This is a genomic window from Micromonospora sp. DT31 (genome assembly GCF_049841795.1).
In the GTDB taxonomy this organism is placed as follows: Bacteria; Actinomycetota; Actinomycetes; order Mycobacteriales; family Micromonosporaceae; genus Micromonospora.
Map to the genome: position 1 here is coordinate 232,376 of NZ_JBNCKZ010000004.1, position 23,571 is coordinate 255,946.

Consider the following 23,571-nt stretch of genomic DNA (forward strand, 5'->3'; position numbering starts at 1 on the left):
CCGACCGGCCCGCGCTCCCGCCGCCCGCCGCGGCCGGCCGCCCCACGCCGCCCGCCGGCCCCAGCATGGGCCCCGCCCCCCAGCGCCGCCGGGCGGCCGGCTCCCGCCGGCCGCCCTTCGCCGTCTTTCCCCGCCCGGGTGGGTCCGCCCTGCCGATCACGAAGTTGACGGCGGAAATGGAGATCCACCAGGCGGCCAACCTCATGATCGGTCCAGGAAGGGGTGGGAGGTGAAGGGGTCCGTCAGGTGGGGGGTCGCCAGGGTCGCGGGGGCGAGAGTGGCCAGCAGGTTCGCGCGGGAGTGGCGTGCCGCCTCCGGGTCGACCTCGTGCGCGTACGCCAGCTCGGGATCGACGAGCTGCACCGCGTGCACCAGGAGGTCGCCAGTGATCAGGAGGCGCTCGTCGGCCGCCTCGACCAGCACCGACTGATGGCCCGGCGTGTGCCCGGGCGTGGGCAGCAGTCGTACCCCCGGGGTGAGGGACGTCTCGCCGTCGACCACCCGCAGCCGGCCGACGGCGCGCAACGGCGTCAGCAGCCGGACCGGTAGCTCCGGGTGGAACAGCTCCAGCGCGGAAAGCTCGGCGCGCTGGATCAGATGCTCCGCGTTCGGGAAGAGCGGGCCGGCCCAGCCGACGTGGTCGGTGTGCAGGTGGGTGAGGACCACGGTGCGTACGTCGGCCGGGTCGATCCCGGCGGCGGCCAGCTCGGCGGGCAGCTGGCCCGGCACCGGCGCCCAGCTCGCGGCGAGTGAGTCGGCCGGGCCGATGCCGGCGTCGACGAGGGTGACCGGCCCGTCGCCGACCCGCACCGCGAAGGCGCGGAACCGCAGCCACCACCGGCCGTCGTCGGTGACCCCGCCCGGATCGAGCCGGTCGACCGCCTGCCAGTGCGCGGCGGTGGCGCCGGGAAACGCCTCGCCGCGAGGCTGGAAGAAGGGCCCCTCGCCGTCGGAGAGCGCGGTGACCGTGATAGACCCGAGGGTGCGGCTGCGCGGCATCGGCTGATGGTGCCAGGGGCCGCAGTGCGGCGCAGCCCGCTTTCCGGCGGTCCACCCCGGGCCGCCTGGGGACTGCCGGCCAGTTTCCAGTACGCTCGTACTGCTTGAGCACGTGTCCCCCGAGAGGAGCGCCGGCCGATGGCGAAGATCAAGGTAAACAACCCGGTCGTGGAGATCGACGGCGACGAGATGACCCGGATCATCTGGAAGCAGATCCGGGAGCAGCTGATCCTGCCCTACCTCGACGTCGACCTGCACTACTACGACCTGTCGATCCAGCACCGCGATGCCACCGACGACCAGGTCACGGTCGACGCCGCCAACGCCATCAAGGAGCACGGCGTCGGCGTCAAGTGCGCCACCATCACCCCCGACGAGGCCCGGGTGGAGGAGTTCGGCCTGAAGAAGATGTGGCGGTCGCCCAACGGCACCATCCGCAACATCCTGGGCGGCGTGGTCTTCCGCGAGCCGATCATCATGTCGAACGTGCCGCGGCTCGTCCCGGGCTGGACCAAGCCGATCATCATCGGCCGGCACGCCCACGGCGACCAGTACAAGGCCACCGACTTCGTCGTCCCCGGCCCGGGCAAGGTGACCATCACCTACACCCCGGCCGACGGCAGCGCCCCGATGGAGATGGAGGTCGCCAACTTCCCCGGCAGCGGCATCGCCATGGGCATGTACAACTACGACGAGTCGATCCGGGACTTCGCCCGCGCCTCGTTCCGGTACGGCCTGGACCGCAAGTACCCGGTCTACCTGTCGACCAAGAACACCATCCTCAAGGCGTACGACGGTCGGTTCAAGGACCTCTTCGCCGAGGTCTTCGAGAACGAGTTCAAGGCCGAGTTCGACGCCGCCGGCATCACCTACGAGCACCGGCTGATCGACGACATGGTCGCCGCCGCGCTCAAGTGGGAGGGCGGCTACGTCTGGGCCTGCAAGAACTACGACGGTGACGTGCAGTCCGACACCGTCGCGCAGGGCTTCGGCTCGCTGGGCCTGATGACCTCGGTGCTGCTCTCCCCGGACGGCCGTACGGTCGAGGCCGAGGCGGCGCACGGCACCGTCACCCGGCACTACCGGCAGTACCAGAAGGGCGAGAAGACCTCGACCAACCCGATCGCCTCGATCTACGCCTGGACCCGGGGCCTGGCCCACCGGGGCAAGCTGGACGGCACCCCGGCGGTCACCGAGTTCGCCGACACGCTGGAGAAGGTCATCGTGGACACCGTCGAGGGCGGCCAGATGACCAAGGACCTCGCGCTGCTCATCTCGCGGGACGCCCCGTGGCTGACCACGGACGAGTTCATGAACGCGCTCGACGAGAACCTGGCCCGCAAGCTCGCCTGACTGATGTAAGGAAGGGCCCCCTCTTAACGCCTGGCGTTGTGGAAGGGGCCCTTCCTTTCACGTGGTGCGGAGGAGTTCGGCGGCACGCTCGGGGGCGATGTCGTTGATGAAGACGCCCATGCCGGACTCCGACCCGGCCAGGTACTTCAACTTGTCCTTGGCCCGGCGGATGCTGAACACCTGCAGGTGCAGGTGGCCCAGTTCCCGGTCGATCCGCACCGGCGCCTGGTGCCAGGCCGCGATGTAGGGCATGGGCAGGTCGAACAGCCCGTCGAAGCGGCGCAGCAGGTCCAGGTAGAGCGGCCCGAAGGCGTCCCGCTCGGCGTCGTTCAGCGCCGGGATGTCCGGTATCGGCCGGTGCGGCGCCACGTGCACCTCGAACGGCCAGCGGGCCGCCGCCGGCACGTACGCGGTCCAGTGTTCGTTGCTCGTCACCACCCGCTCCCCGGCGGCCCGCTCGGCGGCCAGCACGTCGGCGTAGAGGTTGCCCCCGATGCGGTCGGCGTACCGCCGGGCGGCGCCCAGCATGGCGCGGGTCCGGGGGGTGACGAACGGGTACGCGTAGATCTGACCGTGCGGGTGGTGCAGGGTCACGCCGATCTCCACGCCCCGGTTCTCGAACGGGAAGACCTGTTCCACCCCGGGCAGCGCGCTCAGTGCGGTGGTGCGGTCGGCGAGCGTGTCCAGTACGGTCCGCACCCGACGCGGGGTGAGCCGGGCGAACGAGGCGTTGTGGTCGTCGGTGAAGCAGACCACCTCGCACCGGCCGAGGCCGGGCCGTACCGGGGTGAACGGGGTGATCTCGGGCGGCTCGTCGGCGACCCGCTGGCTGAGCGAGGGGAACCGGTTCTCGAACACGACCACGTCGTAGTCGGGCGCCGGGATCTCGCTGTGCCGGTCGCCCCGGGACGGGCAGAGCGGGCACTGGTCGGCCGGCGGTAGGAAGGTGCGCGTCTGCCGGTGTACGGCGACCGCCACCCACTCGTCGGTCAGCGGGTCGTAGCGCAGTTGGGAGGCAGGCGGAGGCGGGGGCAGGTCCCGCAGGTCCGGCTGGTCCCGGATCGTGTCGTCCCGCTCGTCGAAGTAGATCAACTCACGGCCGTCGGCCAGTTCGATCTCCGTACGTTTCACTCCGCACCCCTCTTCGCCGGTACCGTCACCAGCTCGCCGACCCGGTCGCCGAGTACCCGCTGTGCCTGGGGTGCCAACCGGTCGTCGGTGACCAGCACGTCCGCCGCGTCCAGGCCGACGATCGAGGAGATGCCGACCGTGCCCCACTTGGTGTGGTCGGCGAGCACCACCAGCCGGTCGGCAGCGGCCACGAGTGCCCGGTTCGTGTCGGCCTCCATCAGGTTGGGCGTGGTGAACCCGGCCCGTTCGCTGATCCCGTGCACGCCGAGGAAGAGCAGGTCGAGGTGCAGCGCGGCGATCGCGGCCACGGCGAGCGGGCCGACCAGCGCGTCCGACGGCGTGCGTACGCCGCCGGTGAGCACCACGGTCCGGTCGGGTCGGCCGTCGGCGTGCAGGATCTCGGCCACCGGCAGCGAGTTGGTGACCACCGTCAGGTCGGGCACGTCCAGTAGGCGACGGGCCAGTTCGGCGGTGGTGGTGCCGGCGGACAGGGCGATCGCGGCGCCCGGGCGGACCAGCCGCGCGGCGTGCTCGGCGATCGCGGCCTTCTCGGTGGACTGTCGGACGGACTTGGCGTGGAAGCCGGGCTCGTCGGTCGAGCCGGGGCCGGCCGCCGTCGCCCCGCCGTGCACCTTGGCGATGAGGCCCTGGTCGTGCAGGGTCTCCAGGTCCCGCCGGATGGTCATGTCGGACACGCCGAACTCGGTGGCGAGTTCGGTGACCCGGACCCCACCCGTGGTGCGGACCCGTCCCAGGATGGCCGTCTGCCGTTGCCGCGCCAGCATCCCCTTCACCTCCCGAGCCCGAGCCTGAGCCCGAGCGCCAAACGCGCGCACGCGGTCGAACGTGTTCCAACAAACCCGAACACTACCGGGCGGCCGGGGACACGGCGACGCCGCCGTCCCGCTGCGGACGGCGGCGTCCAGGTGGGCCGGTCCGGTGGACCGGAGCGGTGGCGGTCAGGTGGACCGGTGCACGGCGGTCAGGCGGGCGGGAGGCGGGGCTCCACCCAACCGGTCTCGGTGAGGTGCTCCATCACCTGGGCGACCGCCTCCTCGACACTCAGATCCGAGGTGTCCACCACCAGATCCGCGTCGGTGGGCTCCTCGTACGGGTCGTCGATGCCGGTCATCCCGGTGAGCAGGCCGGCCCGGGCGCGCGCGTACAGACCCTTGCGGTCCCGCTGCTCGCAGACCGCCAGCGGGGTCGCGACGTGGACCAGCAGGAAACCGGCGCCGGAGGCCTGGGCCATCTCCCGGGCGGTGGCCCGGGCCGCCGCGTACGGCGCGATCGGGCAGCAGATGCCGACCCCCCGGTGCCTGGCGATCTCCGCGGCCACCCAGCCGATCCGGCGTACGTTCAGATCCCGGTCGGCCTTGCTGAAGCCCAGACCGGCGGAGAGTTCCCGCCGCACCACGTCACCGTCGAGCAGCGTGATCGTCCGGTCGCCCTGCTCCCGCAGGACGTCGGCCAGTCCTCGGGCGATCGTCGACTTGCCCGAGCCGGACAGCCCGGTCAGGAAGATCACCAGGCCGCGGTGCCGACGCGGCGGGCGGGCCCGGGTCAGCTCCCGGGCCACCGCCGGCGGGGTGTGCCACTCCGGCAGCGGGAAACCCCGGTCCAGCAGGTCGTCGATCTCCTCGGTGCTGAGCGCCAACCGTCGGTTGCGCGGCGGGATGTCCTCCCGCCAGCGCCACTGCCCGTCCCGGTTGTCGTACGCCAACTCCCGGGGCACCAGCACTCGCAGGCCGGCGCCGGAGAGCATTCCCTCGGTCGAGAGCAGGTGCGTCACCCCGTACGAGGCGGCGACCCGCGCCCGCAGCAACGCGTCGCTGATCTCGTCGCGTCGCCGGGCCAGCGGCACCGCGATCACCGTCGCCGGGGCATCCGGTCGCGGGCGGCGAACACGCTGCGTACCAGCGCCTCGGCGGGCAGGCCGCCTGTCGACTCCTCGCTCGCCGGGATCAGCACCAGCAGATGCGCCCCGAGCGTGCGGGCGGCGTGCGCGATCTGCGCCAACTGTGGGCGGTGCAACGGCCGGTCGGCGAAGACACCGAGCACCCGGCCCGGCGGCAGCAGTCCGCGTACCTCGTCCGGGCTGCGCCGCAGGCGCTGGAACGGCCCGTGGCCGCCGTCGCCCAGGCGCCGCACCGCGCCCCCCACCCCGACGGTGCCGTCACGCGCGGGCCAGACGTCGGTCACGTCCATCGCCGCCACCGGCGCACCCTCACCGTCGGTCAGCACCAGCGCGCGGCGGGCCGGGTCGGTCAGGTCCAGCCCTTCGGCGAGAGCCGCCGGCACCTGGAGCGTCACCGGCACCGGCCACGGCGTGCCGTCGGCGAGCCGGCCGCGCCGGCCCAGCGACGCCAGGTCGGCCCGGGACAGGAACCCGGTCAGCGGCGCGTACGCCCCGGTCAGCAGCAACTCCAGATCGGCCAGCTCAGCGGGCCTGGGCGCGTATGACGGCGCATCCCGCAGAACGTCCTCGGGCAGCACCCACCCGTTGTTCATCGAACCCCCAACTCACCGGCCGGCACACAGTTTCGCAGCCCACCGGCGATCGGTCGAGAGCGCCACTCCACCTCGGGCGGCGACGGCCCGCGGAGCACGGGCCGCGGGTGGAGTCAGGGTGACCGAATCCTCACCGGCCGGGCTCCGCACGTCGATCGTTCGACCGGTCGCCGCGCCGCACCGTCCGGCCGAGCGCGCGCCCCACCCGCCGGACCGCCCGGTCGACGCGGGACCGCAGTAGGCGGGTGTCCTCCACCCGCGGCGCCGCGCCGTCGGTGGCGCAGCGCACCAGCAGGGGCAGCCGGGAGTCCAGCGCCCACCCGGCCTGCACCAGCCGGGCCCGGACCTCCCAGGTGCCTGCGGTGCGGCCGCCGCCCAGCGCGGCGAAGTCGACGGTGGCGGTGGTCCGGTGCCGCACCTGGGCGTCGCCGTCACCGGACGGGATCCGTTCGGTCGTGGTGGTGACCGGCAGGAAGAACTCCTCCCGGGTCTCCCGGCGGCGGACCACGACCTCCGTCTTCGTGCCACCGGCATGCAGCGCCGGCCCGGTGCGGGGTTCCACCTCGGCCACCGGGAGCACCGGCAGGCCCCGTCCGTCGAACCGGACGGGTTGTTCGCCGGCGCCCAGGTGACCGGTGACGGCGAGCGTCAGCGTCGAGCCGGCCACGGACCACCTGTCGACCGTGGCGTGCGCGCGGACACTCACCTCCCACTCCGCCAGCCGCCGCAGGTCCGCGACCCGGCCCTGCTCGGCCAGGTGCGCGACCACCCGGTACAGCGGTGGCAACCCGGCCACGTCGTCCGGCGTGAAGCGGTCCCGCAGCAGGCCACCCACCTCGCCCGCCACCTGTTCGACCCACTGCTCGGGTGCGCTCAGCAGGGCCCGACCGCGCAATCGGTTCAGCATCTCCTTGCGCAGCCAGCGGCGGTGCAGGCGGAGCCGGGCCGCGGCCGGAGGTCGGTGGGCGGCCACGATGTCCAGCGCGGCCCGGAGGGCGGAGTAGTACTCGGCGGGGTCCATCCGGGTCGCCGTGACGTTGCCGGCGTCCGTGCGACGGTAGTGGTGGTAGCAGAGGTGGTCGGCCAGAACGCAGACCCGCTCGGCCAGCAGGTAGGCCTGCGTCATCAGCCGGTGGTCCTCCAGGCGGCGCGGGTGGCCCTCGGGGAAGCGCAGCCCGTGCCGGTGCAGGAAGGACCGCCGGAACAGCTTGTGGCAGGTCAGACTGTCGGCAAGCGGCGCGTCGACAAGGGTGGTGCCGAACCGGTTCTCCCGGAACAGTTCCCGCGGGACGCCCCGGCCGTGCCCGACCATCCGGCCGATGACGATGTCCGCGTCGTGCGAGCGGGCGCAGTCGAGCAGCCGGGCCAGCGCCCCGTCGCCGAACCAGTCGTCGTCGTCGGCGAAGAAGACGTATTCGCCGCGGGCCTGCTCCAGCCCCTGGTTGCGCGGATGCGACGGCCAGCCCGAGTGCTCCAGGTGCAGCACCCGCAGGTGCGGGTCGGCGGCGGCCAACGCGTCCAGGCGCTGCGGCGTGTCGTCGGCCGACCCGTCGTCGGCGAAGATCACCTCGTAGTCGCCGGGCGGCAGCGCCTGCCGGCCCAGCGAGGTCACCAACGGTTCGAGGTGCTGCCCGCTGTTGTGCGTGGGCACCACCACGCTCACCCCGGGCCGGTCCACGCCAGCACTCATATCGCCCCCTACGATCGAGCGGACCGGTGCTCGGCGGGCCCGATCCGGCCATCACGGTCGCAGCTTCCGTCGATGTCCGCCACCCCGTCCCGTCCGGCGCCCGGTCGGTCGCCGGCCACGCCCGCCCGCGCTGTCCGGGCGGAATCAGGGACAACCCCGAGCGTTTCCTGGTGCCCTCGGGGCGTCGGGGTTCCTAGGCTGGCAGCGTGACACTGCTCGCGACCGAGTCGCTGACCAAGACGTACGGAGGCCGGGTCACCGCGTTGGCCGACCTCACCGTGTCGGTCGAGCCGGGGATCATCGGACTGGTGGGCGCGAACGGCGCCGGCAAGTCCACCCTGATCAAGATCCTGCTGGGTCTGCTCCCGCCGACAGGCGGCCGGGTGCGGGTGCTCGGCCTCGACCCGACCACCGATCCGGCTGCCGTCCGCGCCCGGGTCGGCTACATGCCCGAACACGACGCGCTCCCGCCCGACCTGTCCGCCGCCGAACTGGTCACCCACCTGGGTCGGATCAGCGGGCTGCCGCGCACGGCCGCCCGGGAACGGGCCTCCGAGGCGCTGCGCCACGTCGGCCTGCACGAGGAGCGGCACCGGGCCGTCGGTGGCTACTCCACCGGCATGAAGCAGCGCGTCAAGCTCGCCCAGGCGCTCGTGCACGACCCCGACCTGCTGCTGCTCGACGAGCCCACGAACGGCCTCGACCCGGCCGGCCGGGACGCCATGCTCGCCCTGATCCACCGGATCGGCACCGAGTTCGGCATCTCGGTGGTGGTCTGCTCGCACCTGCTCGGCGAGGTGGAGCGGATCTGCGACACCCTGGTCGCCATCGACGGCGGCCGGCTGCTGCGCGCCGACCGGGTCTCCGCCATGACCACCGCCACCGACGTCCTCGCGGTCGAGGTGAGCGAGGGCACCGAGGAACTCGCCGCCCGGCTCACCGCGCTCGACCTGCCGGTGACCCGGGACGGGCGGCTGCTGCTCGTCCCGCTCGCCGACGACGCCACCTACGACCAGATCCTCGGCGCGGTCGCCGAGCTGGACCTGCCACTGCACCGGCTGGACCAGCGACGGCACCGGGTGGCCGAACTCTTCGCCACCAGGGAGCCCAGCCATGTCTGAAGCCACCGGCGTCATCCACGACATCGGCTACCAGCGCTACACCGGCCCGCGGCTGGGCCGCCGGCAGGTGTTCGGCGCGCTCTACGCGCACGGCGTGCGTACCGTCTTCGGTTTCGGCCGCAGCGCCAAGGCGAAGATCTTCCCGTGGCTGGTGGTCGCGGTGGTCACCGTGGTGGCCGCCGGCCTGACCGCGGTACGCAGCCAGACCGGGCAGACCGTGATGACGTACGCCCAGTTCGCCGACTCGATGAGCTGGCTGGTCATCTTCTTCGCCGCGGTGGCCGCCCCCGAACTGGTCTCCCGCGACCTGCGCAGCGGCGTGCTGCCGCTCTACTTCTCCCGGCCGCTGCCGCGCGGCGACTACGCCATCGCCAAGCTGCTGGCGCTGATCACCGCGCTCTGGCTGCTGCTCGGCGGCCCCCAGTTGGTGATGTTCCTCGGCGCCGCGTTCACCACCTCCCGCGGCGTACGCGGGGTGTGGGACGAATTGCTCGACCTGCTGCCCGGCCTGCTCTACGCCGGACTGTGGGCGGTGGTCTTCGCGTCGATCGCCCTGCTGGTCGCCTCGCTCACCGGCAAGCGGGCGTTCGCCGCCGGTGGCATCGTGGCGGTCTTCCTGATGACCACGCCGGTGGTCGGCGTGCTGACCATCCTGCCGTCGACCACGGTCAACGATCTGGCCTTCCTCGCCTCCCCGTCGACGCTCGTCGGCGGGGTGGGCACCTGGGCGCTCGGTGACCTGCTCACCCAGGGGCAGGGCGGCGGTGTTCCGGTCGGCGACTACGGGCCCGTCTACGGCGTCGTGGCGGTGCTGCTCGTGGCCGCCTGCGTCAGCCTGCTGCTCCTGCGATACCGGAAGGTGGCCGCCCGATGACGGCGATCAGCACGCAACCGGCGGCCGGCGTGCCCGCCGCCGCGACGAGCACGCTCGACCTGGCCGGCGTCTCCCGCTGGTACGGCAACGTGGTGGCGGTCAACGACGTCACCATGCGGCTCGGCCCCGGGGTGACCGGCCTGCTCGGCCCGAACGGCGCGGGCAAGACCACGCTGCTGCACATGATGGCCGGGTTCCTGGCCCCGTCCCGGGGCACGGTGACGCTGGACGGGGAGCCGACCTGGCGCAACCCCGGCGTCTACCGGCGGCTCGGCCTGGTCAGCGAACGCGAGGCGGTGCACACGTTCCTCAGCGCGTACGAGTTCGTGCTGGCCAGCGCGAAGCTGCACCGGCTGCCCGACCCGGAGGCGGCGACCCGGCGGGCGATCGACCTGGTCGAGCTGGAGGGCGCGCAGAGCCGGCGGATCGGCACCTACTCCAAGGGCATGCGGCAGCGCACCCGGGTCGCCGCCGCGCTTGTGCACGACCCGCAGGTGCTGCTGCTCGACGAGCCGTTCAACGGGATGGACCCGCGCCAGCGGCTGCACATGATGGCGCTGCTGCACCGCCTCGGCGACGACGGGCGGACCATCCTGTTCAGCTCGCACATCCTGGAGGAGGTCGAGCAGGTCTCCGGCACGGTGCAGGTGATGGTCGCCGGCCGGCTGGCCGCCTCCGGCGACTACCGGACCATCCGCCGGTTGATGACGAACCGGCCGCACGTCTTCACGGTGCGCTCCACCGACGACCGGGCACTGGCGGTGGCGCTGATCGCCGAGCCCTCGGTGTCCGGCGTCGAGCTGGGCCGCACCGGGCTGACCGTCAAGGCGGGCGACTACGGCGCGTTCACCCGGGCGTTGCCCCGGATCGCGCTCCGGCACGACATCCGGGTCCGGCAGCTCCTGCCGCAGGACGAGTCGCTGGAGAGCGTCTTCTCATATCTGGTGGAGGCCTGATGTCGACCGTTACCTGGATCACCGCACGCGGTCTGTTCGGCCGGAGCCGGTTCCTCATGCTGCTGCCGCTGCCCCTGATCCTCGTCGGCCTGGCGGTGCTCTGCCGGTCGCTGGGCGTGGACCCGGGCCAGTGGGGGCCGCCGGTCCTTGTCGGCCTCGGCCTGGCCGTGGTGCTGCCGGTGGTCGCCCTGATCGTCGGCACCGGCGTGCTCGGCGCGGAGATCGACGACGGCACGGTGGTGCACATCCTGACCAAGCCGCTGCCCCGCTGGCAGATCGTGCTGCCGAAGCTGGCGGTCGCGGCCGGGGTCAGCGCGGTCACCGTGGGTGCCCCGATCTACGTGGCGGGCGTGCTCGCCGACTCGGTACGCCTCGGTCTGGCCCTGGTCGCGGCCTCGGCGGCGGGCGCGCTGGCGTACTCGGCGCTGTTCCTGGCGCTGAGCCTGGTCACCCGGCGGCCGGTGCTCCTCGGCCTGGTCTACGTGCTGATCTGGGAAGGGCTGCTCGGCCGGTTCGTCAGCGGCACCCGGGTGCTGTCGATCCAGCAGTGGGTGATCGCCCTGGCCGACAAGATGGCGCCGACGCCGCTGCTCGGCACCACCGTCTCGGTGCCGGTCGCGGCGGTGCTCACCGCCGTGGTGGCGGTCGGTTTCACCGTGCTGGCGATCGACCGTCTGCGTTCGTTCAGCGTGGCCGGCGAAACCAGCTGACCTCGGGCGGTGCCCCGTTTCCCGCGTCCGCCGCGGACGGAAATGGGGTACCGCCCGACCCCACCCGGTCTGTTAGGTTGCCCCGCGACCACACCAGACACGGGGAGAACACCTTGCGTAGCACTCGACTGGCCCTGCTGGCCCCGGCCGCGGTGGCGGTGCTCGTCATGTCCGCCTGCACCGACGGCGACGACACCTCGTCGGCCGCACCGGCGACGCCCGCCGCGCCGGCCGCCACGTCCGTGCCGCCCAAGTCGGCGGCCCCGGCCCGGGTGGGTCTGGACGCCGCCACCCGGACGGCGTGCGCGGCGGCGGAGAAGGACATCACGTCCGCCCTCAAGGAGGTCGCCGCCGCGGAGAAGATCGGCCCGCCGGCCGGGCACTCCGCGGTGAGCGCGCAGTACTCGGCCGGCGCGGCCGTGCTCTACACGCACGCCTTCACCGGCAGCGACGAGGTCAACGGCGCGGTGAAGGGGGTCGCGACCGCGATGAGCGACCTCGCCGACACCTGGGCGAAGGCGCCGAAGAAGGCGCCCAGCAAGGCGGAACTGACCGCCGCGCGGGACAAGCTCAAGGCGGCCTGCGCGGCCGGCTAGGCACCTGACGCGCGCGGGGGCGACCGGCACGCCGCCGGCCGCCCCCGCGCCGTCCGACCGGTCAGAACGCGCAGGCGACGACCAGTTCCGTGGTGCGGTCGGGCAGCAGGTCCAGCTTGCCGATCCGGCCCGCCGAGCGCAGGTCGTCGGCGACGGTGGCGAGCTGGTCCAGCAGGGCCGCCGGGCCGAGCGCCTCGGCCAACGGCACCTCCGCCCGCATCGACAGTTTCCGCTCCGACTTGGCCCGTCGGACCTGCCCCAGCGCGTCCGCGGCCAACCGCAGCAGCCCCGGGTCGCCCGGCGCCGCCATCGCCTGGCCCACCTCATGGGTGGTGGGCCAGGTCGCGCGGTGCACCGAGCCGTGCCGCCACCACGACCACACCTCCTCGGTGACGAACGGCAGCACCGGTGCGAACAGCCGCAACTGCACCGACAGCGCGGTCGCCAGCGCCGCCCGCGCCGACTCCGCCGCCGGCCCGGCGCCGTAGGCGCGTTCCTTCACCAACTCGATGTAGTCGTCGCAGAACCGCCAGAAGAACGACTCCGTGGCCACCAGGGCGGCCGTGTGGTCGTACCCGTCGAGCGCGGCGGTCGCGGTGGCGACCACGGCGGACAGTTCGGCGAGCATCGAGGTGTCCAGCGGTGCGGTGACGGGGGCCCGCAGCGCGTCGGCGGCGCCCGGCCCGAGCACGAACCGGGACGCGTTGAGCAGTTTCGTGGCGAGCCGCCGCCCCACCTTCACCTGCGCCGGGTCGAAGGCCAGGTCGGTGCCGGGCCGGCCGTTGGCGGCCCAGTAGCGGACCGCGTCCGAGCCGTACTCGGTGAGCAACCCCATCGGCGTGACCACGTTCCCCTTGGACTTGGACATCTTCTTGCGATCCGGGTCGAGGATCCAGCCGGAGAGCACCGCCGTGGCCCAGGGCAGGGTGCCGTGTTCCAGGTGCGCGCGGGCCACGGTGGCGAACAGCCACGTCCGGATGATGTCGTGCCCCTGCGGGCGCAGGTCCATCGGGAAGACCCGGGAGAACAGGTCCGGGTCGGTCTCCCACCCACCGACGATCTGCGGGGTCAGGGACGAGGTGGCCCAGGTGTCCAGCACGTCCGGGTCGCCGGCGAAACCGCCCGGCTCGCCGCGCTGCGATTCCTGGTAGCCGGGCGGCGGCTCGCTCGTCGGGTCGACCGGGAGTATCGCCTCATCCGGTGTGAGAGGCTGGGACCAGTCCGGCTCGCCAGTGTCGTCGAGCCGGTACCACACCGGCACCGGCACGCCGAAGAACCGCTGCCGGCTGACCAGCCAGTCGCCGGTGAGGCCGCCGACCCAGTGCTCGTAGCGGTGCCGCATGTGCTCCGGCACCCAGCGCAGCTCCCGCCCCCGGGCCAGCAACTCCTCCCGCAGGCCGGTGTCCCGGCCGCCGTTGCGCAGATACCACTGCCGGGTCGAGACGATCTCCAGCGGCCGGTCGCCGCGCTCGTAGAACTTCACCGGGTGGGTGATCGGACGCGGTTCGCCGACCAGGTCACCCGCGTCGGCCAGCAACTGCACGAGCGTGCGCCGGGCGCCGTTGACGGTCTGCCCGGCCACCGCCGCGTAGGGCCCCGCCGGCACGCCGGCCGGCGGCTCCGGCAGCAGCCGCCCGTCCCGGCCGATCACCACCCGGGTGTCCAGGCGCAGCTCCCGCCACCAGGTCACGTCCGTCAGGTCGCCGAAGGTGCACACCATCGCGATGCCCGTGCCCTTGGCCGGGTCCGCCAGCGGGTGCGCGCGCACCGGCACCCGGACCCCGAAGACCGGCGTACGCACAGCCGCGCCGACCAGGCCCGCGTACCGCTCGTCGTCCGGGTGGCAGACCAGCGCCACGCACGCCGGCAGCAGCTCCGGCCGGGTGGTGTCGATGAGCACCTCGCGGCCGTCCGGCCCGGTGAACCGCAGCCGGTGGTACGCCCCCGGCCGCTCCCGGTCCTCCAGCTCCGCCTGCGCCACCGCGGTGCCGAACCCGACGTCCCACAGCGTCGGCGCCTGCGCCTGGTACGCCTCGCCCCGGGCCAGGTTGCGCAGGAACGCGCGCTGGCTGGTGGCCCGGGCCGCCGACCCGATCGTGGTGTACGTCAACGACCAGTCCACCGACAACCCGAGCCGCCGCCACAGTTCCTCGAACGCCTTCTCGTCCTCCACCGTCAGCAGTTCGCACAGCTCGATGAAGTTGCGGCGGGAGATCGCGGTCGGGTTCTTCCGGGCCGCGTCGTCCACCGGGGCGGCCGGCGGACGCCAGTGCCTGTCGTACGGCAACGCCGGGTCGGGGCGCACGCCGTACACGTTCTGCACCCGGCGTTCGGTGGGCAGCCCGTTGTCGTCCCAGCCCATCGGGTAGAAGACGGTCCGTCCGCGCATCCGCTGGAACCGGGCCGTCGTGTCGGTGTGCGTGTACGAGAAGACGTGCCCCATGTGCAGCTCGCCCGACACGGTCGGCGGGGGAGTGTCGATGGCGTATACGTCCGACCGCTCCTTCGTGCGGTCGAACGTATACGTGCCGTCGGACTGCCAGCGGCGGGCCCAGGTCTCCTCGATGCCGTCCAGGCTCGGACGTTCGGGGACACCGCCGCGGGCGTTCCTCGTCGTGTCGGTCATCAGCCGATGGTAGGCAGCCGGGGCCCCGCCGCTCCACAATTTTGCCGTGCTCGGCGGCGTGCCGGCCTTTCCCGGCTGTGACAAGATCGCACCGTCGACGACGATGGGGGATGCGCCATGATGGACCGGCCTGTACGGACATCGACCGTTGCCGGCACCGTCGCCGCCGCGCTCGCCGCACTGCTGACGGGGGCCTACTTCGGGACCCGCGGCCTCGCGGTGGCCCGTCAGGTGAGCCTTGTCGATTTCGCCCGCAACGACCCGGGCGTGTCGTCCCGGATCGGACACACACTCGTCGCGGTGGCCGTGGGCGGGTTGCTCGCCGTGCTCCTGACCGCCGTCGCCGTCACCGACCGGCTGCCCGGCTGGCCGGTGGTGGTCGCCGGGCTGGCGCTCGACTACCTGGCCGCGCAGATGATCTCCAGTCTCGGGATCGGAAGCATGATCCGGGGCGGGGGCCTGTCGGCCGAGCAGATGCTGGCGCTGTCCGTCATGGCGGTCGCGGCGGCGCTGGTGCTCGGCGGTGCGCTGTCCGCGCTGGCCCGGCTCGGGCCGCCGCGACGTTGGGTGGTCGCCGCCGCACTCGCCGCCGGCCTGGTCCTCCACCCGGCGGTACAGGACCTGTTCCGGTTGGCGGGAGAGGGGGCCGGCGTCGGCATCGGCGCCTCCTGGTCGGTCCAGATCGGCGTCAGCGTGCTCGCGGTCGTCGTCGCCGCGGTGCTCGCGCACCTGGAGCGGTCCGACAGGCACCCTTCGGCCTGGCGGTTCCGGATCGGCCCGCCGATCGCCGTCACCGTCACGGTCGTGCTGCTCCTGTTCGGGTTCCTGGTCAGGTCGCTTGTGGGCGAGGCGTTCCGGAGCGGGACGGGCGGGCTGAGCCGGCCCGGGTCCGCCGGCGACCTCATGTACTTCCTTCCGATCGTCATCGCCGTGCTGTGCGGGATCTTCCTGTTCGGCTACGCCCGCCACATCGGACAGGCCGCCGGTGCGCGGTGGGTGGTGCTCGGCTTCGCGGCCGGCCCGCTGCTCTTCCACGGGTTGCAGGTGTCCTTCTACAGCCAGCCGCAGCAGGCGTATCCGGTCGCGCTGGCCGCCGCCGTGGCGGTCGGCGCCGGCATCGCGCTGGCCCGGCTGGCGCCCCGGGTGTTGCCGTGGGACGCGGCCGGCGTCTTCCTGGCCGTGTTGGCGATGGTGATCGGCATCCGGACGGTGCTTTCCCGGTGGCCCGATTATCCCGAGCTGCTGGTGCCCCTGATCTCGGCGATCGGCGCCGGCCTGGCGATCGGGGCCGGTCTGGTGCTGGCTGCCGCCGACCCGTCGGACGACCTCCACCCGGAGCCCGGGCGGACGGCCGCCGTGCTGGCGACCGGGGCGGCCGCGATGACGGTGTCCGCCGTGGCCCTGGCCCCGGCCCTGATGACGGCTTACAGCGTCAGCCGCTTCCTGGCCCTGCCGGCCGTCCTGGGGATGTGCGGTCTGCTCCTCGTGTTGCTCTTCGCCATGGGCCTGGCCGCGTCCCGCCGGCCTCCCGAGGGTCCCGGGGCCGCCGCGAAGAGCCCGCACCTCGACCGGGCCGCCGGATGACTGTCAGCGCAGGGAGTCGCGCCACTGCCGGTGCAGGGCGGCGTAGCGGCCGCCGGCGGTGACGAGTTGGGCCGGCGGGCCGTCCTCCACGACCCGTCCGCCGTCGAGCACCAGCACCCGGTCGGCGGTCTCCACGGTGGACAGCCGGTGGGCGATGACCAGGGCGGTCCGGTCACGTAGGACGTGGTGCAGCGCCCGCTGCACCACACGTTCGGTGGGCACGTCGAGCGACGAGGTCGCCTCGTCGAGGATCAGCACCCGGGGGTCGGCCAGGAACGCCCGGGCGAACGCGACAAGTTGCCGCTGCCCGGCGGAGAGCCGGCCGCCGCGCCGGTGCACGTCGGTGGCGTATCCGTCGGGCAGCGCGGCGACGAAGTCGTGCGCGCCGATGGCCCGGGCCGCCGCCACCACCGCCTCGTCGTCGGCGTCCGGGCGGCCGAACCTGATGTTCTCCGCGACCGAGCCGCTGAACAGGTGGGTCTCCTGGGTCACCAGCGCCACCGCCCGACGCAGCTCGGCGTCGGCCAGGTCGCGCAGGTCCACGCCGTCCAGGCGCACCGACCCGGTCTCCGGGTCGTGGAAGCGGGCCAGCAGCTTGGCGACGGTGGACTTCCCGGCGCCGGTCGGCCCGATCAACGCCACCGTCTGCCCGGCCGGCACGGTCAGCTCCAGGCCGGCGAGGATCGGGGTGTCCCGCCGGTAGCCGAAGGAGACCGACCGGAACACCACCGCGCCGCGCGGCGGCCCGGCGGGCAGCGGCACCGGCCGCGCCGGCTCGGCCACCGCCGGACGTTCGTCCAGCACCCCGGCCAGCTTCTCCAGCGCGGCGGTCGCCGACTGGAGCGAGTTGTAGAACTGGCTCAGCTCCTCCATCGGCTCGAAGAACCGGCGCAGGTACAGCAGGAACGCGGCCAGCACGCCGACCTCGGTCCGGCCGCCCAGCACCCGCCAGCCGCCGTAGCCGAGCACCACCGCGGCGGTCAGGTTGCCGATCAGCCGGATGCCCGGCGAGTAGACGGCGATCAGCCGGAACGCCCGCAGGCTGGCCTGGCGGTAGTCGTCGTTCACGGCGGCGAAGATGCGCCGGTTGCGGGGCTCCCGCCGGTAGGCCTGCACCGCCCGGATGCCCCGCAGCGACTCCACGAAGTGCACGATGACCAGCGCCACGGCCTCCCGGGTGCGACGGTACGCCCCGGCCGAGGCGCGGGCGAACCAGCGGGACAGCACCACCAGGAACGGGAAGGCGAGCAGGGTGACCGCGGCCAGCGGCAGATCCAGCCAGAGCAGGATGCCCGCCACCGACAGCACCGACAGCCCGGCCATGACCAGCTTGTCGATGCCGCCGTCGACCAGCTCGGCGATCGACTCCAGGTCGCTGGTGAGCCGGGACACCATCCGGCCGGACGTGTACCGCTCGTGAAAGCCGACGTCGAGGCGCAGGAAGTGCGCGTACACCCGCCGTCGCAGGTCCAGCAGGACGGCCTGGCCGATCCGGGCGGCCAGGCCGAGGAACGCGCGCCGGGCCGCGTACTCGATGCCGGCGGCGACGACGAACGCGGCGGCGACCGCGACCAGCGGGCCCGGGTCGCCGGCCCGCAGCGGCCCGATGCCGCGGTCGATGCCGAGCATGACCAGGTACGGGCCGGACATCGCGGCGGCGTTCTGGGCCAGCAGCACTGCCACCGCCAGCCCGAGGGGACGCCGGTGCGGGCGGAGCAGTTCGCGCAGCAGGAGCCGGCTGCGGACGCGCAGCCGGCGCACCGCCTCCGGCGACGAGTCCTCGGCCCGGCTGCGGTCGGCGTCCGGGTCGGTGGCCTGCCCCCGCCACCACGACAGGTCGGCGTCGCCCGGTTCCGCGCCGCCGTCCGGCGACGGGCCGGGATCGGACACGCCGCGCGGGCGGGGCACCCGCGGCACGCGCCCGGTCACGAGCGCACCAGACCGATGCGGCCGGAGCGGCGGTCCGGTTCGGCGGAGAGCACCGCCCGGTAGGCCGGGACCCCGGCCAGCAGTTCCGAGTGGGTGCCGACGGCGACGATCCGTCCGCCCTCCAGCAACGCCACCCGGTCGGCCAGGGCCACCGTGGACGGGCGGTGCACCACCAGGAGCGTGGTGGTGGCGGTGGCCCGCAGCACCCGGCGCAGGGCCGCCTCGACCAGCGCCTCGGTGTGCACGTCGAGGGCGGACAGCGGATCGTCGAGAACCAGCAGCGCCGGTCGACCGAGCACCGCCCGGGCCAGCGCCAGGCGCTGCCGCTGCCCGCCGGAGAGCGACAGCCCCTGCTCACCGACCCGGGTGGCCAGCCCCCACGGCAGTTCGTACGCGAACTCCGCCTGGGCCAGCGCCAACGCGGCCCGGATCTCGTCCTCGCCCGCGTCCGACCGGCCGAGGGTCAGGTTCTCCCGGACCGACATGGAGAACAGCGTCGGCTCCTCGAAGGCCACCCCGACCAGCCGGCGCAGCGAGTCCAGGCGCAGGTCGCGCAGGTCGTGCCCGTCCAGGGTGATCCGGCCGCCGGTGACGTCGTGCAGCCGGGGGACCAGCGACAGCAGCGTGCTCTTGCCGCTGCCGGTCGCGCCGACGAGCGCCATCGTCTCGCCCGGCTCGACGGTCAGGTCCAGACCGCGCAGCACCGGTGTGGCGCTGCCGGGGTAGCGGAAACCCACCCCCTCGAAACGGAGCCGGGCGCGTACCCCGCCCCGGGCCAACGACTGGGCGTGCGGGGCGTCGACGATTGTCGGCGGGCTGTCGAGCACCTCCTGGATCCGGTCGGCGGCGGTGGCCGCCTCCTGGCCGTTCGCGATGATCCAACCCAGCGACTGCACCGGCCAGATCAGCATGAGCTGGAGGCTGACGAAGGCGACCAACTCCCCGATGGTCAGCGCGCCCTCGGCGACGGCCGCCGCACCGGCCACCAGGACCGCGCCGAGGGTCAGGTTGGGCACCAGGTCGAACAGGGCGGACGTGCGGGCCAGCAGGCGGGCCTTGCCGATCCCGGTGTCGTGCAGTCGGCGGGCGCCGGCGCCGAACCGGGCGGCCAGTTCCGGTCCTCGCCCGTACGCCCGCATGGTGCGCAGCCCCTGGGCGGTCTCCTCGACCAGGGTGGCGACGTCGCCCTGTTGGTCCTGCATCCGGCGCGACGCCGCGTGGTAGTGCCGGGCGAAGCGGCGGCTGATCAGGAACAGCGGGACGGCGCTGGCCCCCACCAGCAGCCCCAGCCAGGGATGCAGCCGGATCAGCAACACCACCACGGCGGCGTAGGTGACCAGGTTGAGCACCAGGAAGAGCAACCCGAAGGAGAGGAACCGCCGGATCACCGACAGGTCGCTGGTGATCCGGGACAGGAGTTGGCCGGACTGCCACCGGTCGTGGAAACCGATCGGGAGCCGTTGCAGGTGGGCGTAGATGTCGGCGCGGATGGCCGCCTCCATGCCCACCGAGGACGACGACTGGGTCCAGCGACGGATGAAGATGAGGACCGCCTCGGCGACGCCGAGCAGCAGCGCGAGAGCGCCGAGGCGCAGCAGGCCGGCCTCGTCGTGTCGGGCCACCGGCCCGTCCACCACCCGTTGCACCACCAGCGGGACGGCCAGGCTCGCCGCGGTGGCGGTCAGCGCCGCGACCAGCAGCCAGGCGAACTCCGTCGCGTACGGGCGCAGGTAGGGGCGCAGCCGCCAGAGGTTGCGCAGCGGCCGGGACCGGGCGGCGGTCTGCGCCGCGGGATTGCCGTCGCTGGACGCGGGCACTACCCGACGGTAGCGGCACGGGAGCCCGGTGTGGCTGTCAGCTAGCTGTCACCCGTCCCTCATGCCCGAGAAGCCACTTCTTCACGTCGAGCCCCCAGCGGTAGCCGCCGAGCGTGCCGTCGGTGCGCAGCACCCGGTGACAGGGCACGAAGAGGGCCGCGGCGTTACGGGCGCAGGCCGCCGCGGCGGCCCGGATCGCCGCCGGTCGCCCGGCCAGCGCGGCGAACCCGGTGTAGGTCACCGGGTCGCCCGGTTTGACGTCGCGCAGGACCCGCCAGGCGTGCGTCAGGAAGATGCCACTGCTGTGCTGCTGCACCGGCACCGCGTCGATCGCGGACAGGTCACCGTCGAGGTAGGCCCGCACGGCGGCGGTCACCGGACCGAGGTCGGCCCGCTCCCGCAGGTCGCCGCGAAGGCTGAGATGGGTCAACGGCACCAGAGCAGCCGGGTCGGCAGTGAAGCCGGCCGCGCGTACCGCCCCGTCGGAGCCGGCGAGCACGCTCAACGGGCCGGCGGGGGTGTCGATGACGGTGCTGTCCAGGGTGTTCATGCCGCTCTCCAGAGTCGGATCGTCGCGTAGGACCGCCAGGGACGCCAGCGTTCCGCGTGCGCGAGCAGGGTCTTCGGGTCGCGGGGTAGGCCGAGGGCGGCTGCGCCCCGGCGTACGCCCAGGTCGGTGGTGAGGGCGACGTCGGGGTCGCCGAATGCGCGGATGGCCAGGTAGCCGGTGGTCCACGGCCCGACGCCGGGCACCGCGTCCAGTCGCCGGAGCGCCTCCTCCCGGTCAGCGCCGGGTTCCAGGTTGAGCTCGCCGCCGGCGACGGCACGGGCCAGCGCCCGGATCGTGTCCCGCCGCGCGCCCGGCATCCGGAACGCGGTGTCCGGGGCCGCCAGCACCGCCTCGGCGCTGGGGAACGCCCGCAGGCCGCCCGCGCGCTCGTCGGCGCCCGTGTCGTCGGGGGATCGGGTGGCGGCGAGCAGGTGGGTGAGCGTGGTCCGGGCCGAGCGCACCGACACCTGCTGGGTGGCGACGGCGCGGACGGCCAACTCGAAGCCGTCGACCGCGTGCGGGAGCCGGACACCGGGCTCGGCGGTGACGAGCTGCGCCAGCGCCGGGTCGGCGGCCAGGGTGGCGTCCACCGCGACCGGGTCGGCGTCCAGATCGAGCAGTCGGCGGCAGCGGGCCACCGCGGGAGCCAGATCCCGCATGTCGGCCAGCCGCAGCGTGGCGGCCACGTGCCCGTCCGACGGGGTCAACCCGACGGTGGCCGGACCGTGCGGCAGGCGCAGCCCGCGGTGGTAGGTGCCGTCGCGGACCATCTCGACGCCGGGCAACGCGCGCAACGCGAGGAAATCCAGCAGGGCGCCGGGGTGCAGCGGCGGCCGATAGGCCAGCCGCAGCGTGAGGGTGCCCGCCCCGCCGGCCGCCGCCCGCCCGGTGTGCCCCGCCCTCAGCTCGGAGGGGGCTGCCCCGTAGATCTCGCGGACCGTGGCGTTGAACTGCCGCACGCTGCCGAAACCGGCGGCGAAGGCGATCTCGGCCAGGCCGAGGTCGGTGGTCTCGATGAGGACCCGGGCGGTCTGCGCGCGCTGTGCCCGGGCCAGTGCCAACGGGCCCGCGCCCAGCTCGGCCTGGAGCATCCGGTGCAGGTGCCGCTCGGTGTAGCCGAGGCGGCCGGCCAGGCCGGGCACCCCGTCCCGGTCGACCACCCCGTCGGCGATCAGCCGCATCGCGCGGCCGACCACGTCGGCCCGGACGTCCCACTGCGGCGAGCCCGGCGCCGCGTCCGGCCGGCACCGGCGACAGGCGCGCAGCCCGGCCCCCTGGGCGGCGGCGGCCGACGGAAAGAACCGGACGTTCTGCCGCTTGGGTGTGATCGCCGGACAGGACGGCCGACAGTAGATGCCGGTCGAGGTCACGCCGGTGTAGAACCAGCCGTCGAACCGCTGGTCACGGCTGTCGACGGCTCGGTAGCACCGCTCGAAGTCCAGCTCCATGCCCTCGATCCTGCCTCGCCGGCCCGACCCGGGGCTGGCGGAATTCGGACGTGACGGGCACCAGTTCCACCAGCTCGGCGAGGTGGCGGGATCGGCGCTGCGTGGATGCCGCCACCCCGGCGAGGTTGGGCGGATCTTGTCGGGAGAGCCGAAAAAGTGTCGTAAGTGGTCGGTACCGTCCCGCCACCAACTCAAGAAGAGGTGCGGAGCATGGCGAGCGTGGCCGGGCGGGGTGTCCGCTGATGCGAGCGGACCGCTCACCGCTGGACGCCCGGGTGGTGCAGGGCTTCTACGACCGGATGCGGGTGGTGGCGCCGGCTGCCTACGGGGCCATCGAACGGGACCGCGCCGACGACCCCGGTCGACCCTTCGCGGACACCGCGTGCGGTCGGCTGGCCGGCTCGCTCGACCCGGAAGGGCTGCGCGCGCTCGGCATGTGGGCGCATCACTGGTGCATGCGGTTCTACGACGACGACACCCGGGTCGGCCTGCGGCTGGTGCGGGAGATCGCCGCCCGGCCCGCCCTGGGCTGGACCGCCGACGAGGTGCGGTGGCTGCTCGACCGGTCGGCGGAGGCGGGGCCGGCAGCCGCGCACCGGTTCACGCTGCCGCTCGCGGCCGCGGCGCACCTGCCCACCGGCGCGCTGCCCGAGGGCGTGGCCGTCGAGCCCCGGCCGGAGAGTTGGCGCCGACTGCGGGCCGGCTGACCGTGCGCCGGCCGGGGCGACCGGGGCGATCGCCGTCGACCGTCTGGTCCGGCAGTTGGGCGAGCACCATGGCGCCGATCGCCACCGCGAAACCGGCGAGCTGGAGCGGGTCGAGGGCCTGGTCGAGGAGCAACCAGCCGAGGCTCGCGGCGGTGAGCGGGCTGAGCGCGCCGAGCACCGAGACCCGGGCGGCCGGCAGTCGCACCGCGCCCCGGAAGAACAGCACGTACGCCAGGGCGGTGCCGACCAGCCCGAGCCACGCGTACCCGAGCAGGGCCGGGCCGTCCGGGGCGGGTGGCGCGCCCTCGACCGCGCCGGCGACCGGCGCGATCATCAGGCCGCCGGCGACGAGCTGCCAGCTGGTCGCGGCGAGCGGGCCGGCGCCGGGCGGCCGGCCCCAGCGGCGGGTGAGCACCAGTCCGGTGGACATCGCGGCGGTGCCGGCGAGGCCGGCGAGGACGCCGAGCGGGTCGAGGCCGGCGCCCGGCCGCAGCACCACCAGGGCCACCCCGGCCGGCGCGACGACCGCGGCGACCAGCGCCGGCCGGCTGAGTCGCTCCCGCAGCAGCGCGACGGTGAGCAGCGCGACAAGCAGCGGCCCGGCGGCCCCGAGCACGGCGGCGGTGCCGCCGGGCAGTCGGTACGCGGCGAGGAAGAGCAGCGGGAAGAACACGCCGATGTTCAGCGCGCCGAGCAGCGCGGCCCGCCCCCACCAGACGCCGTGCGGACGCTGCCGGGTCAGGGCGAGCAGCAGCAGGCCGGCCGGCAGCGCGCGGATCGCCCCCGCCCAGAGCGGCCGGTCGGGCGGGAGCAGTTCGGCGGTCACCAGGTAGGTGGTGCCCCAGGTGACCGGCGCGACGGCGGTGAGCGTGACATCGGTCCAGCGGCGGGTCATCCCTACCTCTTCCCTTGAAGATAAGTATCTTAGGCTCAAGCTAATTAGCGTCGAGTGAAAGGGGAAGTGCGACG

At 73.8% G+C, this 23,571-nt stretch carries 19 protein-coding genes and 1 pseudogene; 8 read left to right on the forward strand and 12 right to left on the reverse strand.

Translation table 11 applies throughout. The features are described from left to right. Both ACLQ2X_RS09560 and ACLQ2X_RS09565 read right to left on the reverse strand, forming a co-directional pair. Positions 1 to 205: hypothetical protein (locus ACLQ2X_RS09560; protein ID WP_425680604.1), on the reverse strand; the 205-nt coding region annotated here is incomplete at its 3' end. Continuing rightward, positions 202 to 999 carry an MBL fold metallo-hydrolase gene (locus ACLQ2X_RS09565; protein ID WP_425680605.1) on the reverse strand — a complete coding sequence of 266 codons (798 nt, stop codon included), beginning with the start codon at positions 997 to 999 and terminating at the stop codon, positions 202 to 204. The genes ACLQ2X_RS09560 and ACLQ2X_RS09565, both read right to left, overlap by 4 nt. A gap of 138 nt (positions 1,000 to 1,137) precedes the next feature. On the opposite strand from ACLQ2X_RS09565, the gene ACLQ2X_RS09570 reads away from it, so the two are divergent. Continuing rightward, positions 1,138 to 2,352, forward strand: a complete 1,215-nt coding sequence (locus ACLQ2X_RS09570) for an NADP-dependent isocitrate dehydrogenase (protein ID WP_425680606.1) — start codon at positions 1,138 to 1,140, stop codon at positions 2,350 to 2,352. A 57-nt stretch (positions 2,353 to 2,409) separates the two neighbouring features. Here the strand turns inward: ACLQ2X_RS09570 and galT are convergent, their stop codons facing one another. The 4 genes and pseudogenes from galT to ACLQ2X_RS09590 form a co-directional block, all read right to left on the reverse strand. Next, positions 2,410 to 3,483, reverse strand: a complete 1,074-nt coding sequence (gene galT / locus ACLQ2X_RS09575; protein WP_425680607.1) for a galactose-1-phosphate uridylyltransferase — start codon at positions 3,481 to 3,483, stop codon at positions 2,410 to 2,412. After that, positions 3,480 to 4,268 (reverse strand): DeoR/GlpR family DNA-binding transcription regulator, encoded by a 789-nt coding sequence (locus ACLQ2X_RS09580; RefSeq protein WP_425680608.1) that lies wholly within the window; start codon positions 4,266 to 4,268, stop codon positions 3,480 to 3,482. Before ACLQ2X_RS09580 ends, galT begins: the two co-directional genes overlap by 4 nt. A 197-nt stretch (positions 4,269 to 4,465) precedes the next feature. Continuing rightward, positions 4,466 to 5,994: pseudogene (cysC, locus tag ACLQ2X_RS09585) on the reverse strand (adenylyl-sulfate kinase). Positions 5,995 to 6,124: 130 nt separating this feature from the next. Further along, entirely contained in the window at positions 6,125 to 7,684 is a 1,560-nt protein-coding gene (locus tag ACLQ2X_RS09590) for a glycosyltransferase family 2 protein (RefSeq protein ID WP_425680609.1), read from the reverse strand. Positions 7,685 to 7,890: 206 nt separating this feature from the next. Here ACLQ2X_RS09590 and ACLQ2X_RS09595 point away from each other — a divergent pair, with 206 nt between their 5' ends. The 5 genes from ACLQ2X_RS09595 to ACLQ2X_RS09615 all read left to right on the forward strand — a co-directional run bounded on the left by ACLQ2X_RS09595 (position 7,891) and on the right by ACLQ2X_RS09615 (position 11,941). Next, a complete protein-coding gene (locus ACLQ2X_RS09595) occupies positions 7,891 to 8,805 on the forward strand; it encodes an ABC transporter ATP-binding protein (protein ID WP_425680610.1) in 915 nt (304 codons plus the stop codon). Continuing rightward, positions 8,798 to 9,679, forward strand: coding sequence for an ABC transporter permease (locus ACLQ2X_RS09600; protein WP_425680611.1), 882 nt, complete (start codon positions 8,798 to 8,800; stop codon positions 9,677 to 9,679). Before ACLQ2X_RS09595 ends, ACLQ2X_RS09600 begins: the two co-directional genes overlap by 8 nt. Then, positions 9,676 to 10,635, forward strand: coding sequence for an ABC transporter ATP-binding protein (locus ACLQ2X_RS09605; RefSeq protein WP_425680612.1), 960 nt, complete (start codon positions 9,676 to 9,678; stop codon positions 10,633 to 10,635). Before ACLQ2X_RS09600 ends, ACLQ2X_RS09605 begins: the two co-directional genes overlap by 4 nt. Beyond that, complete coding sequence (locus tag ACLQ2X_RS09610; RefSeq protein ID WP_425680613.1) at positions 10,635 to 11,345, forward strand: ABC transporter permease subunit; 711 nt, start codon at positions 10,635 to 10,637, stop codon at positions 11,343 to 11,345. The genes ACLQ2X_RS09605 and ACLQ2X_RS09610 overlap by 1 nt, the downstream gene beginning before the upstream one ends. A 113-nt stretch (positions 11,346 to 11,458) precedes the next feature. Next, positions 11,459 to 11,941 carry a hypothetical protein gene (locus ACLQ2X_RS09615; RefSeq protein ID WP_425680614.1) on the forward strand — a complete coding sequence of 161 codons (483 nt, stop codon included), beginning with the start codon at positions 11,459 to 11,461 and terminating at the stop codon, positions 11,939 to 11,941. 61 nt (positions 11,942 to 12,002) lie between these two features. Here ACLQ2X_RS09615 and valS read toward each other — a convergent pair whose 3' ends face one another. After that, positions 12,003 to 14,567 (reverse strand): valine--tRNA ligase, encoded by a 2,565-nt coding sequence (gene valS / locus ACLQ2X_RS09620; RefSeq protein ID WP_425680615.1) that lies wholly within the window; start codon positions 14,565 to 14,567, stop codon positions 12,003 to 12,005. 117 nt (positions 14,568 to 14,684) lie between these two features. Here valS and ACLQ2X_RS09625 point away from each other — a divergent pair, with 117 nt between their 5' ends. After that, positions 14,685 to 16,151 (forward strand): hypothetical protein, encoded by a 1,467-nt coding sequence (locus ACLQ2X_RS09625; protein ID WP_425680616.1) that lies wholly within the window; start codon positions 14,685 to 14,687, stop codon positions 16,149 to 16,151. Positions 16,152 to 16,154: 3 nt separating this feature from the next. On the opposite strand, the gene ACLQ2X_RS09630 is transcribed toward ACLQ2X_RS09625, so the two are convergent. From ACLQ2X_RS09630 to ACLQ2X_RS09645, 4 genes are all read right to left on the reverse strand, one after another. Continuing rightward, the gene (locus ACLQ2X_RS09630; protein ID WP_425680748.1) at positions 16,155 to 17,987 is read right to left on the reverse strand and encodes an ABC transporter ATP-binding protein; all 1,833 of its coding nucleotides are present in this window, start codon (positions 17,985 to 17,987) and stop codon (positions 16,155 to 16,157) included. 89 nt (positions 17,988 to 18,076) lie between these two features. Next, positions 18,077 to 19,897 (reverse strand): ABC transporter ATP-binding protein, encoded by a 1,821-nt coding sequence (locus ACLQ2X_RS09635; RefSeq protein WP_425680617.1) that lies wholly within the window; start codon positions 19,895 to 19,897, stop codon positions 18,077 to 18,079. Between the two features lie 37 nt (positions 19,898 to 19,934). Then, positions 19,935 to 20,447, reverse strand: a complete 513-nt coding sequence (locus tag ACLQ2X_RS09640; RefSeq protein ID WP_425680618.1) for a methylated-DNA--[protein]-cysteine S-methyltransferase — start codon at positions 20,445 to 20,447, stop codon at positions 19,935 to 19,937. Further along, positions 20,444 to 21,895 (reverse strand): AlkA N-terminal domain-containing protein, encoded by a 1,452-nt coding sequence (locus ACLQ2X_RS09645; protein ID WP_425680619.1) that lies wholly within the window; start codon positions 21,893 to 21,895, stop codon positions 20,444 to 20,446. Before ACLQ2X_RS09645 ends, ACLQ2X_RS09640 begins: the two co-directional genes overlap by 4 nt. A 242-nt stretch (positions 21,896 to 22,137) precedes the next feature. On the opposite strand from ACLQ2X_RS09645, the gene ACLQ2X_RS09650 reads away from it, so the two are divergent. Then, on the forward strand, positions 22,138 to 22,602 hold the full coding sequence (locus ACLQ2X_RS09650) for a hypothetical protein (RefSeq protein ID WP_425680620.1): 465 nt from the start codon (positions 22,138 to 22,140) through the stop codon (positions 22,600 to 22,602). Here ACLQ2X_RS09650 and ACLQ2X_RS09655 read toward each other — a convergent pair. Then, positions 22,496 to 23,497, reverse strand: coding sequence for an EamA family transporter (locus tag ACLQ2X_RS09655; protein WP_425680621.1), 1,002 nt, complete (start codon positions 23,495 to 23,497; stop codon positions 22,496 to 22,498). The two genes, ACLQ2X_RS09650 and ACLQ2X_RS09655, sit on opposite strands and share 107 nt — an antisense overlap. Between the last annotated feature and the right edge of the window lie 74 nt (positions 23,498 to 23,571).

What these genes read in the sequence shown, in the direction of transcription:
- ACLQ2X_RS09570 (WP_425680606.1), top strand. Translation starts at nt 1,138, where the DNA reads ATGGCGAAGATCAAGGTAAACAACCCGGTCGTGGAGATCGACGGCGAC.
- ACLQ2X_RS09645 (WP_425680619.1), bottom strand. Translation starts at nt 21,895, where the DNA reads ATGGAGCTGGACTTCGAGCGGTGCTACCGAGCCGTCGACAGCCGTGAC.
- ACLQ2X_RS09610 (WP_425680613.1), top strand. Translation starts at nt 10,635, where the DNA reads ATGTCGACCGTTACCTGGATCACCGCACGCGGTCTGTTCGGCCGGAGC.
- ACLQ2X_RS09590 (WP_425680609.1), bottom strand. Translation starts at nt 7,684, where the DNA reads ATGAGTGCTGGCGTGGACCGGCCCGGGGTGAGCGTGGTGGTGCCCACG.
- ACLQ2X_RS09565 (WP_425680605.1), bottom strand. Translation starts at nt 999, where the DNA reads ATGCCGCGCAGCCGCACCCTCGGGTCTATCACGGTCACCGCGCTCTCC.
- ACLQ2X_RS09640 (WP_425680618.1), bottom strand. Translation starts at nt 20,447, where the DNA reads ATGAACACCCTGGACAGCACCGTCATCGACACCCCCGCCGGCCCGTTG.
- ACLQ2X_RS09650 (WP_425680620.1), top strand. Translation starts at nt 22,138, where the DNA reads ATGCGAGCGGACCGCTCACCGCTGGACGCCCGGGTGGTGCAGGGCTTC.
- ACLQ2X_RS09600 (WP_425680611.1), top strand. Translation starts at nt 8,798, where the DNA reads ATGTCTGAAGCCACCGGCGTCATCCACGACATCGGCTACCAGCGCTAC.
- valS (WP_425680615.1), bottom strand. Translation starts at nt 14,567, where the DNA reads ATGACCGACACGACGAGGAACGCCCGCGGCGGTGTCCCCGAACGTCCG.
- ACLQ2X_RS09655 (WP_425680621.1), bottom strand. Translation starts at nt 23,497, where the DNA reads ATGACCCGCCGCTGGACCGATGTCACGCTCACCGCCGTCGCGCCGGTC.
- ACLQ2X_RS09580 (WP_425680608.1), bottom strand. Translation starts at nt 4,268, where the DNA reads ATGCTGGCGCGGCAACGGCAGACGGCCATCCTGGGACGGGTCCGCACC.
- ACLQ2X_RS09605 (WP_425680612.1), top strand. Translation starts at nt 9,676, where the DNA reads ATGACGGCGATCAGCACGCAACCGGCGGCCGGCGTGCCCGCCGCCGCG.
- ACLQ2X_RS09625 (WP_425680616.1), top strand. Translation starts at nt 14,685, where the DNA reads ATGATGGACCGGCCTGTACGGACATCGACCGTTGCCGGCACCGTCGCC.